This is a genomic window from Riemerella columbina DSM 16469, assembly GCF_000374405.1.
Taxonomy (GTDB): Bacteria; Bacteroidota; Bacteroidia; order Flavobacteriales; family Weeksellaceae; genus Riemerella; species Riemerella columbina.
This window is the reverse complement of sequence record NZ_KB894222.1, coordinates 42,327-56,485: the sequence shown is the minus strand read 5'-3', so window position 1 is coordinate 56,485 and position 14,159 is coordinate 42,327. Positions and strand designations below refer to the sequence as shown.

10 protein-coding genes, 1 tRNA gene and 1 pseudogene are annotated in these 14,159 nt (G+C 36.3%); 8 read left to right on the top strand and 4 right to left on the bottom strand.

The genetic code is table 11. The features are described 5' to 3' along the window. A pseudogene (locus C237_RS0103420) lies at positions 1-265 on the top strand (IS5/IS1182 family transposase); the annotation flags it as partial. 222 nt (positions 266-487) lie between these two features. Here C237_RS0103420 and C237_RS0103415 read toward each other — a convergent pair. Then, positions 488-559: transfer RNA gene (locus C237_RS0103415), tRNA-Gln, on the bottom strand. Between the two features lie 198 nt (positions 560-757). On the opposite strand from C237_RS0103415, the gene C237_RS0103410 reads away from it, so the two are divergent. From C237_RS0103410 to sucC, 3 genes are all read left to right on the top strand, one after another. Beyond that, positions 758-2,092: a hydroxymethylglutaryl-CoA reductase, degradative gene (locus C237_RS0103410; protein ID WP_018675094.1), complete on the top strand. Its 1,335-nt coding sequence runs from the start codon at positions 758-760 to the stop codon at positions 2,090-2,092. Positions 2,093-2,102: 10 nt separating this feature from the next. Next, positions 2,103-2,495: a DUF423 domain-containing protein gene (locus C237_RS0103405; protein ID WP_018675093.1), complete on the top strand. Its 393-nt coding sequence runs from the start codon at positions 2,103-2,105 to the stop codon at positions 2,493-2,495. Between the two features lie 98 nt (positions 2,496-2,593). Next, positions 2,594-3,784, top strand: coding sequence for an ADP-forming succinate--CoA ligase subunit beta (gene sucC / locus C237_RS0103400; RefSeq protein ID WP_018675092.1), 1,191 nt, complete (start codon positions 2,594-2,596; stop codon positions 3,782-3,784). 72 nt (positions 3,785-3,856) lie between these two features. Here sucC and C237_RS14915 read toward each other — a convergent pair whose 3' ends face one another. Continuing rightward, positions 3,857-4,321, bottom strand: a complete 465-nt coding sequence (locus tag C237_RS14915; RefSeq protein ID WP_018675091.1) for a YtxH domain-containing protein — start codon at positions 4,319-4,321, stop codon at positions 3,857-3,859. A 236-nt stretch (positions 4,322-4,557) separates the two neighbouring features. Here C237_RS14915 and queA point away from each other — a divergent pair, with 236 nt between their 5' ends. From queA to asnB, 3 genes are all read left to right on the top strand, one after another. Continuing rightward, the gene (gene queA, locus C237_RS0103385) at positions 4,558-5,607 is read left to right on the top strand and encodes a tRNA preQ1(34) S-adenosylmethionine ribosyltransferase-isomerase QueA (RefSeq protein WP_026315466.1); all 1,050 of its coding nucleotides are present in this window, start codon (positions 4,558-4,560) and stop codon (positions 5,605-5,607) included. Positions 5,608-5,691: 84 nt separating this feature from the next. Continuing rightward, a complete protein-coding gene (gene rlmN / locus C237_RS0103380) occupies positions 5,692-6,720 on the top strand; it encodes a dual-specificity RNA methyltransferase RlmN (protein ID WP_018675089.1) in 1,029 nt (342 codons plus the stop codon). A gap of 56 nt (positions 6,721-6,776) precedes the next feature. After that, positions 6,777-8,447, top strand: coding sequence for an asparagine synthase B (asnB, locus tag C237_RS0103375; RefSeq protein WP_018675088.1), 1,671 nt, complete (start codon positions 6,777-6,779; stop codon positions 8,445-8,447). 51 nt (positions 8,448-8,498) lie between these two features. Here the strand turns inward: asnB and C237_RS0103370 are convergent, their stop codons facing one another. Both C237_RS0103370 and C237_RS0103365 read right to left on the bottom strand, forming a co-directional pair. Further along, a complete protein-coding gene (locus C237_RS0103370) occupies positions 8,499-9,539 on the bottom strand; it encodes a PLP-dependent cysteine synthase family protein (protein WP_026315465.1) in 1,041 nt (346 codons plus the stop codon). Positions 9,540-9,689: 150 nt separating this feature from the next. Next, positions 9,690-12,017, bottom strand: coding sequence for an ATP-dependent helicase (locus tag C237_RS0103365; protein ID WP_018675086.1), 2,328 nt, complete (start codon positions 12,015-12,017; stop codon positions 9,690-9,692). 353 nt (positions 12,018-12,370) lie between these two features. Here C237_RS0103365 and C237_RS0103355 point away from each other — a divergent pair, with 353 nt between their 5' ends. Beyond that, positions 12,371-14,137, top strand: a complete 1,767-nt coding sequence (locus tag C237_RS0103355; RefSeq protein WP_018675084.1) for an AMP-dependent synthetase/ligase — start codon at positions 12,371-12,373, stop codon at positions 14,135-14,137. Positions 14,138-14,159: the final 22 nt, after the last annotated feature.

Genomic DNA, 14,159 nt, shown 5'->3' with positions numbered 1-14,159 from the left:
TTTTGACTCTAAAGAGTTTCGTTGTTCTTGTAACAAGAAAGATATACAAGGTAATATTTGCTTTAATAAAAGAAACAACGATACTTCTGATAGGGATGAATATTTTGACCCTCTTCTCTACGAAGAAAGGTACAAAATAGAAAGAACCAATGGTTGGTTGGATAGTTATAGGTCTTTACTCAATAGATTTGACACAACAGTGGCTAGTTGGCTAGGATTTAATTATTTAGCATTTATAGTCATAGCCCTTAAAAAGTTTAAATGACTTCATAATAAAATTTATTTGAAATGTGTTTTTATTGTAGCGGTGTTTTATTTTGACAGTAGTTAAATTAATAGATTTATTCTTGACTATTAATAAGAAATAAAGATTGTCAATAAAGAGTAAAAATAAAATATGGGTACAATTATGGGTACAAATAAAAAAAATAGAATCCATAAATGACTGAAAATCAAATACTTAATAGATTCTATTTTGCTTAATATGTAGACCCACAGGGACTCGAACCCCGAATAACAGAACCAAAATCTGCTGTGTTGCCAATTACACCATGGGTCTAAACACTTTTGTGTAATTCTCTCGTTTTTGAGTGGTGCAAAGGTAAAACTTTTTTTTGTTTAAGCAAAAAAAAATAACATTAATTTATATCATAAATTGCAAAAAACTGATTTTCAGAATTATTTTTTTTAGTCGCTATTTTTGTTTTGGTCTTTTTATCGGCTTGTTGTATCTTTGAGATTTAAAATGAATCATGCTATGATGCACCAACCTATTGAAGGCTTTTCAAAATTATCCAAACAAGAGAAAATCAATTGGATTATTAAGGAATACTTAGAGGATAATAGAGATTACGAAGGGATTTTAACCCAATATTGGAACGAGAATCCAGAGTTACAAAAGCTACACGAAGAATTTTCAGAAAATACCATTTCTAATTTTTATATGCCGTATGGTATAGCCCCCAACTTCCTTATTGACGGAAAATTGTTGGCATTGCCTATGGCGGTAGAGGAAAGTTCGGTGGTGGCAGCAGCTTCTAAGGCAGCGAAGTTTTGGCTCAACAAAGGTGGATTTAAAACGACTATTATCGATACTAAAAAATTAGGGCATACCCACTTTATCCTTAATGCCGAACCTCATAAGATTAAACACTTTTTTAATTTTTATTTAAAGAAAAAGTTGTTTCAAGATACGGAAGCCATTACCCATAATATGCGTCGTAGGGGAGGAGGGATTTTAGAAATAGAATTGATAGATAAAACAAAACAAATCCCAAATTATTACCAATTAAGAGCTAGTTTTGATACCCAAGATTCTATGGGGGCTAATTTTATCAATTCGTGTTTAGAGCAATTTGGCAAAACCCTAAAATCCGAAGTAGAGGCTTATAACGAATTTTCTAATGAGGAAAAATATTCGCTTCAAGTGGTGATGAATATCTTGTCCAACTTTACACCAGACTGTATTGTTCGGGCGGAGGTATCTTGCAAAATAGAAGATTTAAAAGACGATAGCGGTATTGACCCAGAAGAGTTTGCATGGAAGTTTAAACAAGCGGTAGCCATTGCTGAGATAGAGCCTTACCGAGCAACCACACATAACAAAGGTATTATGAATGGTGTAGATGCGGTGGTGATAGCGACTGGAAATGATTTTAGAGCGACTGAGGCTTGTGCCCATGCATATGCGGCTAAAGATGGCTCTTATTCGTCATTAACGCATTGTACTACGGATAATGGAATGTTTAGATTTTGGATAGATTTGCCGATTTCGGTAGGCGTTGTTGGTGGACTAACGAATTTACATCCTTTAGTTAAATTTTCCTTAGCGCTATTGGGTAAACCTTCTGCCCAAGAGTTGATGAGTATTTTAGCGGTGTCTGGCTTAGCACAAAATTTTGCAGCTTTGCGTTCTTTGGTTACTACGGGTATCCAAAAAGGACATATGAAAATGCACTTATTTAATATTTTAAATCAGTTTAATGCTACTGAGGAAGAAAAACAATATTTTGTAGAACACTTTAAAGATAAAACGGTAAGCCACCACGAAGTTATTGCAGAGTTAGAAAAATTAAGAACATCAAAATCATAAAACAATACAAATGAAAACATTAACATTAGTTGTAGGTGGAGTGTATGGACTCACTTCGGTTATTTTAGGCGCATTTGGTGCTCATGCATTGAAAAAGGTACTATCCGTAGAAAAGTTAGCCAGTTTTGAAACAGGCGTAAAATATCAAATGTACTCGGCATTATTTTTAATTTTAATTGGTGCAGTTTTAAAATTTGATACTTCTTTAGAAAAGTGGACTTCTATAATGATGATGGTGGGTACTTTCTTTTTTTCTGTGAGTATTTATTTCTTATCATTTCAAGAAGTTTGGGGTACCAGTTTAAAATTTTTAGGACCTATTACGCCGTTGGGAGGACTTTTAATGATTATTAGTTGGGCGTTATTAATTATGGTATTTGTTAAAGGAAACTGGGGGTTTTAGGGCTTTGTTAAAAATGAATGCCTATATATTTCTATCTTTCAAACTTTTTGTTTAAATTTGTGGAACTTAAATTTTAAAATTAAATACAAATCTATATTATGAATCTTCACGAATATCAATCAAAAGAGATTTTAGCAAAATACGGTGTTAGAGTACAACGCGGCATCGTAGCAAACACGGTAGAAGAAGCCAAAGCGGCAGCCGAAAAACTATCTCAGGAAACTGGAACTAAAGCATGGGTTGTAAAAGCCCAAGTACACGCCGGTGGTAGAGGTAAAGGCGGTGGTGTTAAATTCTCGCCAAATATGGAAAAATTAGAGGAAAATGCTAAGAACATCATCGGGATGCAATTAGTTACTCCTCAAACTTCAGCAGAAGGTAAAAAAGTACATTCTGTACTAGTAGCAGAAGATATGTACTACGAAGGTGAAACTGAACCAAAAGAATATTATGTTTCTGTACTTCTTGATAGAGCTAAAGGTAAAAATATGATTGTTTATTCTACGGAAGGTGGAATGGACATCGAGCAAGTAGCAGAAGAAACACCACATTTAATCCACAACGAAGAGGTAGATCCTGCCATAGGACTTCAGCCTTTCCAAGCAAGAAAAATTGCGTTCAATTTAGGATTAGAAGGTGCTGCATTTAAAGATTTTGTTAAGTTCATCACTTCATTATACAATGCGTATGTAGGAATTGATGCGTCTCTATTTGAAATTAACCCAGTGCTTAAAACTTCGGATAACAAAATTGCAGCCGTAGATGCTAAAGTAACTTTAGATGACAATGCTTTATTCCGTCACAAAGACTTAGCAGAATTAAGAGATAAGAGAGAGGAAGATCCAACAGAAGTAGAAGCGGGTGAAGCAGGATTAAACTTCGTAAAACTAGACGGTAATGTAGGATGTATGGTAAATGGAGCTGGTTTGGCAATGGCAACTATGGATATCATCAAATTATCTGGTGGTAACCCTGCAAACTTCCTAGATGTAGGTGGTACTGCTGATGCAGAAAGAGTAGAAAAAGCGTTTGGTATTATCTTAAAAGACCCGAATGTAAAAGCGATTTTGATTAACATTTTCGGTGGAATTGTAAGATGTGATAGAGTAGCACAAGGGGTAGTAGATGCTTATAAGAGCTTCGGTGAACTGCCAGTGCCATTAATCGTAAGATTGCAAGGAACTAATGCTGAAGAAGCTAAAAAATTAATCGACGATTCTGGTCTTCCAGTACATTCTGCGATTACATTAGAAGAAGCAGCAAACAAAGTAAAAGAAGTATTGGCATAACAATTCTAATACAATACATTAAAAATCCCTCGATAATCAGATATCGAGGGATTTTTCAATAAAACTTAAGAATTAGAATTTTCTTTCAGTCTTATTTTTAAGTTCTTTTGCTTTGTCTTCCGCTTTATCAGCTAGATCTTTGGCATCTTCTTTTAAATCCTCTGCTTTGCTTTCTGCTTTAGATTTTAAATCTTGTGCTTTATCTTCTGCTTTGTCGGCTAAATCTTTAGCACCATCTTTAAGATCTTCTACTTTATCCTTTGCATCAGATTTTAGATCTTGAAATTTGTCTTCCGCTTTATCAACTAAACCTCCAGCTTTAGATTTTAAATCTTCCACTTTATCACTAGCTTTTTCTGCTAATTCATTAGCTTTAGATTTTAAGTCGCAACCCATACGGTTAAGAGAATCTTTAGCATCATTCAATTTGTTTTTCAATGCTTCTTTTTGTTCAGGAGTAGATTTTTTATACTTCCAAAATGCCAATGCACCTAATCCTAATAATGCTAATACACCGTTTCTTTTTGTCTTACTCATAATAATTTAGTTTTTTAAATTGTTCTTTATTTTTATATAAAATATTATTAGAAAAATCGTGCCAAATTATCTTTTTGTCAAAATTTGTGCAGCTATTTTTTTTATTTTTATAAAGTGGTCATTGTTTTTTTTTAATTAAAACACAAAATACTTGACAAAGGGGTCTTGAATATCGTATATTTGCAAATTCGGGGAATATGTATCTTCGATATAACATTATAAATAATATGAGCAAAATGAAAACTTCTGATTTTAACTTTGATTTACCACCAGAATTATTAGCAGAGCATCCCTCTGAGCATAGAGATGAGGCTAGATTAATGGTATTAAACAGAAAAGACCAAACGATAGAACATAAATTGTTTAAAGATGTCGTAGATTATTTTGATGAAAATGATTTATTTATTTTTAATAATACCAAAGTATTTCCAGCCCGATTGTTCGGTAATAAAGAAAAAACAGGTGCCAGAATTGAAGTCTTTCTTTTAAGAGAATTGGATAAGGAAACCAGAGTTTGGGATGTGTTGGTAGATCCAGCAAGGAAAATCAGAATCGGGAATAAATTATTCTTTAACGAAGAAGAAACTTTAGTGGCAGAAGTGATTGATAATACCACTTCTAGAGGTAGAACCCTTAGATTTTTATACGATGGTTCTTATGAAGAATTTCGTGAAAAACTTAATGAACTAGGGCAAACCCCACTTCCTAAATATATTAAAAGAGAAGTAGAACCAGAAGATGCTGAGCGTTACCAAACCATCTATGCAAAACACGAAGGGGCAGTAGCGGCTCCAACCGCAGGGCTACACTTTTCTAAACATTTGATGAAAAGATTGGAAATCAAAGGAATCAATTTCGCTGAGGTGACTTTGCATGTGGGGTTGGGAACCTTTAACCCTATTGAGGTAGAAGATTTATCTAAGCATAAAATGGAATGTGAGGAAGCCATCATCGACCAGAAAAATGCAGATATCGTTAATAAAGCCATTGAGGAAGATCGCCGTATTTGTGCCGTGGGAACGACTACTATGAGAACCATTGAAACTTCGGTGTCATCTAATAGGAGGCTAAGCCCTTACCATGGTTGGACGAATAAATTTATCTACCCACCATATGACTTCGGTATTGCTAATAGTATGATTACCAATTTCCATACGCCAAAATCGACTTTAATTATGATGATAGCAGCGTTTGCGGGTAAAGATTTTGTAATGCACGCCTACGAGGAAGCGGTAAAAGAAAAATATAAATTCTATTCTTATGGTGACGCGATGCTTATTCTGTAAGCCATAGCCATCCAAAACAATATTTAGGGTAATGAGGATCGTTTAATAAATACTCATTACCTTTTTTAATAATCCACTTTTATTATGAAAGATATCCGTACGCTTAGTCTGGAGCAATTAAAAGACTATTTTGTATCCATAGGGGAAAAACCGTTTAGAGCAAAACAGGTTTATGACTGGCTGTGGAATAAAAACGGACATTCCATAGAGGAAATGACCAATCTTTCTAAAAGTTTGCGCGAGAAAATTACCCAAGATTTTATCATTAAACCTGCCAAAGTAGATGTATTCCAAAAAAGCAAGGACGGCACCATTAAAAATGGGGTAAAACTTCACGATGGATTAATGGTAGAAAGCGTTTTAATTCCTACTGATACTAGAACCACCGCTTGTGTATCTTCGCAGGTGGGATGTTCGCTTAATTGTGAATTTTGTGCTACGGCACGGTTGAAGAGAATGAGAAATTTAGAAGTTGCAGAAATCATCGATCAAGTGGCGCTAATTGATGAGCAAAGCCAAACTTATTTTAATCGACCGTTGTCCAATATCGTATTTATGGGAATGGGCGAGCCGATGATGAACTATAAAAATGTTGTAGAAGCCATCCGAAAAATCACACAGCCCGAAGGTTTAGGTATGTCGCCAAGACGAATTACAGTATCCACTTCTGGTATTCCTAAAATGATAAAAATGCTAGCCGATGAGGAACTAAAAGTAAAGTTGGCATTGTCCTTACATTCGGCGATAGAAGCCAAGCGAAATGAAATTATGCCTTTTTCGGATAAATTTCCATTAACGGATATTTTAGAATCCTTACAATATTGGTATAAAAAAACGGGAAGTATTATTACTTTGGAATATTGTATTTGGAAAGGGATTAACGATACCGATGAAGACATCAAAGCACTTATTAGATTTTGTAAACAAGTGCCAACTAAAGTCAATTTAATTGAATACAATTCTATTGGTGATGGGAAATACGACCGCTCGAACCCTAAAGCCACTGAAAATTATGTAAAACAATTGGAACGCCATGGCATTACCGTGATGATTCGCCGCAGCCGTGGAAGTGATATTGATGCCGCCTGTGGACAATTAGCGAATAAATCTTAAGGCTATTGTTTTACATTTTAAAAATTACTACTTTTAACCTTTAAAACCAAATTTAAATGTGTGGAATTGTATGTGCTTTTGATTTAAAGCAACCCGAAGAGGCATTACGACCTCAAATACTGGAAATGTCGAAAAAAGTAAGACACCGCGGTCCCGATTGGAGCGGAATATTCAGTAATGAGAAAGCGATTATCTCTCACGAAAGATTAGCCATTGTAGATCCCGCTTCAGGAAAACAACCTTTGTTTAGCCCTGATAAAAAGTTAGTATTGGCGGTAAATGGGGAAATCTACAACCACAGAGAAATCCGTAAATCTTTCGAAGGAAAATATGATTTCCAAACGCAGTCCGACTGTGAGGTGATTTTAGCGTTATACCAAGAAAAAGGAGTTGATTTTGTAGATGACCTCAACGGGATTTTTGGTTTCGCCTTATACGATACGGAAAAAGATGAGTATTTCATCGCTCGTGATCATATGGGAATCATTCCTTTGTATATGGGTTGGGATAAGGATGGAACTTTTTATGTAGCCTCTGAATTAAAGGCATTAGAAGGAGTATGTACAAAAATTGAAATTTTTCCTCCGGGACACTATTTACATGGCAAAGATGGGAAACTCGTAAAATGGTACGACCGTGAATGGCGTGATTATGACAATGTAAAAGATAATGAAACCAACATTCAAGAACTTAGAGATGCTTTAGAAGCAGCGGTACACCGTCAATTGATGTCCGATGTACCTTATGGAGTGTTACTTTCGGGAGGTTTGGATTCTTCTATAACTTCAGCTATTGCTAAAAAATATGCTTCAAAACGCATAGAAAGTGATGATACTACTGAGGCTTGGTATCCACAATTGCACTCATTCTCAGTAGGCTTGGAAGGTTCGCCTGACTTAAAAGCGGCTCAAGAAGTGGCAAAGCATATCGGAACCATTCATCACGAAATAAAATTTACCATTCAAGAGGGCTTGGATGCGATTAGAGATGTCATTTATTACTTGGAAACCTATGATATTACCACAGTTCGTGCTTCTACACCTATGTACTTAATGGCGAGAGTGATCAAGTCTATGGGAATCAAAATGGTACTTTCAGGCGAAGGTTCTGATGAATTATTTGGTGGATATTTGTACTTTCACAAAGCACCCAACGCTCGAGAATTCCACGAGGAAACCGTTCGTAAATTGGACAAATTGTATCAATACGACTGCCTTAGAGCTAACAAATCCTTGATGGCGTGGGGAATCGAAGGGCGTGTGCCTTTCTTAGACAAAGAGTTTATGAATGTGGCAATGCGTATCAACCCAAAAGACAAAATGATTACACCCGAACGAATGGAAAAATGGGTATTGAGAAAAGCATTTGAAGATGAATTACCTGCATCGGTAGCGTGGCGCCAAAAAGAACAATTCTCTGATGGAGTGGGTTACAGTTGGATTGACAAACTCAAAGAATTGGTGAATGAAAAAGTGAGTGATGAACAATTAGCCAATGCGAAGTTCCGTTTTCCACAACAAACACCAACTTCTAAAGAGGAATACTACTATCGTAGCATTTTCGAAGAGCATTTCCCATCTGAAGCAGCCGCTTTGACCGTACCTTCTGTGCCTTCTGTGGCGTGTAGTACGCCAACGGCATTGGCTTGGGATGAGTCTTTCAGAAATATGAACGACCCATCAGGTAGAGCCGTAGCGAAAGTTCACGCGGATGCGTATAAAAAATAAAGACTAAAACTAACTAAAAACGGATAACCTTTTTAAGATTATCCGTTTTTTTTATTTGATATAAACTGTTTCGTTAAGGTCTTGATAACTTTTAAGTTCATTATTGTTAAACCCTTGGCTTTCCATCCATTCGTCACTATAAACTTTGCTGATGTATCTAGAACCATGGTCTGGATAAATCACTACCACCACATCATCTTCTTTAAATGGGTGTTGCTCTGCATATTGTAATAATGCCTGAGTTGCTGCACCTGTGGTATAGCCTCCCATAATGCCTTCTTTCATGGCAACTTCTCTAGTTCTGTAAGCACTATCTTCGTCGTTTACACGGATAAATTCATCTACTAAATCAAATCTTAAAGCCCCAGGGATTAGATTTTTACCTAAGCCTTCAATTTGATAAGAGTGGATTTCATCTTTATTGATTTCCCCAGTTTCGTGGTAAGTTTTTAAGATAGAACCATCGGCATCCACACCAATGATTTTAATATCTGGATTTTGTTCTTTAAGGTATTTAGCAGACCCTGAAAGCGTTCCCCCTGTTCCAGTACATGCAATAAGATGTGTGATTTTTCCTTTAGTTTGTTCCCAAATCTCAGGTCCCGTAGAGGAGTAATGGGCATCAATATTTAATTCGTTGAAATATTGGTTGATATAGATAGAATTTGGAGTTTCAGAAGCAATTCTTTTAGCAACTTCGTAGTAAGAACGCGGGTCGTCTGCTGGAACATTAGCAGGGCAAACATAGACTTTAGCCCCGAGTGCTTTTAGATAGGCAATTTTTTCAGGCTTCGTTTTATCACTTACCGATAAAATACATTGATAGCCTTTAATAATACTGACCATAGCGATAGAAAATCCCGTATTTCCCGAAGTGGTTTCCACAATGGTAGCACCAGGTTTTAGCAACCCTTTTTTCTCTGCTTGTTCTATAATATGAAGGGCAATCCTATCTTTGGTTGAATGACCTGGATTGGCAGATTCTAATTTAGCATAGACCGTTGCTGGGATAGTTTCTACTATTCTGTTCAGTTTGATGAGCGGCGTGTTCGCTATCAATCCTAATATATTGTCATAAACATTATTATCCATATCATTCATATCTCGAAAATCGGATGCAAAGTTAAAAAAAATTACAAAAAACTAAGGTATGATATCCATTTTTATGTAATGACATTTTGCATTTTTATAATTATACTGTGGTTATGGTCTTTTAAATAAGATATATTCACTAATCCACCATTATAATTTCTCTAATTTGGCAAACTTTAAAATTAAATTCTTTTCCCCTTCGTGTTCAAAATTCACTCGGGCTTTAATATTGGTGGCATCAGTCCCATCAATAAATATCACTTCCCCCATTCCAAAGCGTGCGTGTCTTACCTTATCACCCACTTGAATATCTTCCACAATACCAGAATTATTACTGATTTTTGCTGAGGCTAAAGGTTTTAACTTTTTCTCTGGAATTACGGGTTCTGCTCTGTTAAGTGTTTTCTTAGGGGCTTTCTTTTTAAAAGAAACGGGTGATGGTGGTGTATCGTCAAAGATATTAGACTTCAACCCCGAAGTATTGATGTATCGTTTTTCCATTCCTGAGTTTAAAAACTCAATATATTCGCCATCTATTTCGCTAAGGAAACGGCTAGGTTCAGCATCGGTAATTTTTCCCCATTGAAATCTGGATACGGCATAAGTCAAAAAGGCTTGTTTTTCGGCTCTTGTAAGGGCAACATAAAACAAACGACGCTCTTCTTCCAAATCCTCACGAGAGCTACTGCTCATAAAACTAGGAAATAAATTTTCCTCTAAACCTACCAAATGCACTACGGGAAATTCCAAACCTTTGGATAGATGGATGGTCATTAGGGACACTTGCTTCTCGTTCTCGTTAGCCTTATCCTGAGTGTCAGCAGACAAAGCAATATTTTCTAAGAAGTTAGAAAGGCTAGGGTCGCCATCTTCCAACTGCTGTTGTTCTTCTATAAATCCTTGCATAGAGTTCATTAATTCCTGAACATTTTCTACACGAGAAATCCCCTCTGGGGTTTGGTCATTTTTAAGCAATTTGATAAAACCACTTCGTTTTGCCACTTCCATCCCCACTGTGTAGGCATCTTCGGTTTTTAGCATCACTTGGAAGGCTTTTATCATTTGCCAAAAATCATTCAGTTTGTTTAATGCGGAGTTGTTTAGTCCTAACCCTTGGCTATGGTTGGGCAATTGGTCTAAAACTTTAGCAATGGGTAAGCCTTGTTTATCGGCATAGACCATCAGTTTATTTTGTGTGGTTTCCCCAATCCCTCTGGCTGGATAGTTGATGATTCGCATTAAGGCTTCGCCGTCATTTTCATTTACCAAAAGACGAAGGTAAGCCACCAAATCTTTCACCTCTTTTCTTTGGTAGAAAGATAAACCACCGTAGACTTTATAGGGAATGCCTTTTCTTCTCAACGCATCTTCAAAGGCACGCGTTTGAGAGTTGGTACGATACAGAATTGCAAATTCATCGAAATTTCGCTGTTGTGTATGGTGTTGCTCCCAAATATTACTCGCTACAAAACTAGCCTCGTCGGCATCGGATAAAGCGCGGTAAACTTTTAGCTTTTCCCCTTCTTCATTTTTACTAAAGACATTCTTTTTAAATTGTTGAAGGTTTTTAGCAATGACTACATTAGCCGCATTTACAATATTCTGGGTCGAACGATAATTTTGTTCCAAAGATACCGAAACAGCATCGGGATAGTCTTTTTTAAAGTTAAGAATATTATAAATATTAGCCCCTCTAAAGGAATAAATAGATTGAGCATCATCGCCTACTACACAGATATTCTCAAATTTTGAAGCCAACGCCTTTACAATAAGGTATTGTGAATGATTGGTATCTTGGTACTCATCCACCAAAATATAGCGAAAACGGTCTTGATATTTAGCCAAAACTTCTGGAAAACGGGTAAGCAATTCGTTGGTTCTCAAAAGTAAATCATCAAAATCCATAGCCCCATTTTTGAAACAAGTTTCTACATATTTTTGGTAGATTTGTCCGAGCAATTTCATATTAGCTTTGGCATCGTGCTCCATCAGTTCTGGATTATTATAATATGCCCTTACCGTGATGAGGTTATTTTTATACTGAGAAATTCTCGATTGTACTTTTTTAGGTTTATATAAATCGGAATCTATATTGAGGTCTTTAATGACTTTTTTAAGGATATTTAAAGAATCTTGAGAATCGTAAATGGTAAAATTAGAGGGAAACCCTAAATAATGGGCTTCGCTTCTTAAAATCCTAGCAAACACCGAGTGAAAAGTTCCCATCCATAGACTTTTGGCATCGCTTTCACCTACCACTTTGGCGATTCTTTCTTTCATTTCTCTAGCCGCTTTGTTGGTAAAGGTAAGGGCTAAGATGTTAAAAGGGTCTACACCGTTGGTTATCAGGTGGGCGATACGCATGGTGAGTACGCGGGTTTTACCAGAGCCTGCTCCAGCTAGCACCATAAGTGGTCCTTCTATGGTGGTTACCGCTTCGTACTGTGCGTCGTTTAAGCCTTTTAAGTAGTCTATCATGAGAGCGTTATATTTTCTAAATCCAATAATTTTTGTGAATACAAAAGTACAATCTATAAATGAAATTAAAAAATTAGCATTTGAAAGGGTGGAAGTTTTGAGTGATGAATTTTGAGTGGTTACGCCGAGAACCAATTACAATACAACATCGGTATGTTGGGTCGTTATCAATTTGGAAATATAGTCACAAGTGTGACGCTTACGCCAGCGTGAGGTAATTCCTTTGTTTTGTATCTAAAGTGTTGTCTTTCTAATAGATACATAAATATTGGAAGGCGTTCTAGAAAAAACATTTCTTTATCTAGAAAAAATGTTATACTTTTATACTTTAAATCTAAAAATGTTATAGCACAATGAATGTTGCCCACTTTTTACCAATTAATGCTGATAAATACCTTTCTAAGCCAGCGATTGGTTTTAAAAAATACGATGAGTGGACCTCTATTAGTTGGTCTATGTTCCGAAGAACGATTTATAAAGCCGCCAATGGGCTTAAAACGCTAGATGTAAATCCAGATTCAAAAGTGGCGATTTACTCGGATAACTCTGCGGAGTGGATTATTTTTGATTTGGCTGTACTTGCCATTGGTGGGATTACGGTGCCAATTTATGGAACCAATGGTGCTAACCAAGCCCAATATTGTATTGAAAATTCTGGTGCTGAAATTGTTTTGGTGGGGAACCAAGAGCAATACGATGCCTGCTTAGACATAAAAAAAGAAGTGCCTACGCTGAGGTATATCATAGCGGCTAAAAAATCGATTATCTTAAAAGATAAATCGTGTAGTACACATTTGGAAGATTTAATAAAAGCCAATAAGGAAACCTTAGAGATTTGTCCTAAAGACAAAGATGATGTCGCAACGATACTCTATACTTCTGGAACTTCTGGGACACCAAAAGGTGTGATGATTACCCATGGTAATTTTACAGAATCTTTTAAAGCGCATACAGATTTTTTCAAGTTTAAAAACTTTAACGAGGAACATTCTTTAGCCTTTTTACCATTAAGCCATATTTTTGAACGCAGTTGGACGCTGTATTGCTTGAGTGAAGGGGTAAAGGTTACATTTTTAGAAAATACGAAACTCATTGCCCATGCCTTAAAAGAAGTAAAACCTACGATGATGTGTGCTGTGCCAAGATTCTATCAGAAGATTTATGGGGCGCTTCAGGATATGGTAGCGAAGAGTTCATCGATTAAGAAAAAAATCTTCAATTGGGCGCTAGAAGTAGGGACTAAAGTTTCAGAATATAAACGCCAAGGGCATTCGGTGCCGATGATGCTAAAATTGAAAAATCAAATTGCCCATCAATTAATATTCAAAAAGATAAAAAATAAACTAGGCGGTAATCTTTGGTTTATGCCATGTGGAGGGGCGTCTATATCCCCTGATATCCTCAAGTTTTTTGATGCTATGGGCATACACATAACCGTGGGCTATGGACTTACAGAAACTACGGCAACGCTCACTTGTTTCCCATTAACGCATTACCAATATGCTACGGCAGGAGTGCCTATTGGAAATACCCAAGTGAAAATTGGCGAAAATGACGAAATCCTCGTCAAGGGAGCTGGGGTAATGAAGGGCTATTACAATCTGCCTGAAGAAAACGAAAAAGTCTTTACTAAAGATGGCTGGTTCCGTACTGGCGATGCGGGGATTATTGAAAATGGAGCTTTAAGAATTACCGATAGGATTAAAGATTTAATGAAAACATCTAACGGGAAATACATCACCCCACAAGCCATAGAAAATATTTTGACCAATAGTAATTATATCCAGCAGGCGATGGTGGTGGCAGAGGGTAAACCTTTCGTTACGGCAGTGATTGTCCCTAATTTTGAGGCGCTTACAGAGAAAATTAAGAATATGTCTCTTCCTTCTACGGAGGATTGGAAAGAGATTATTTCTTCTGAAAAAATTAAAAACTTCTACAACGATATTTTACAAGATGTTCAGAAAGAACTATCTGGTTTTGAGAAGGTAAAGAAATTTGTGTTGCTCCCAACGGAATTTGAAATTCAATCGGGCGAAATTACGCCAACGCTCAAAATTAAGAGAAATGTAGTGCTTTCCAAATACCACGACCTTATCGAGGAAATGTACGCTTATTAATTAAAATCAATTAAGTTAATAC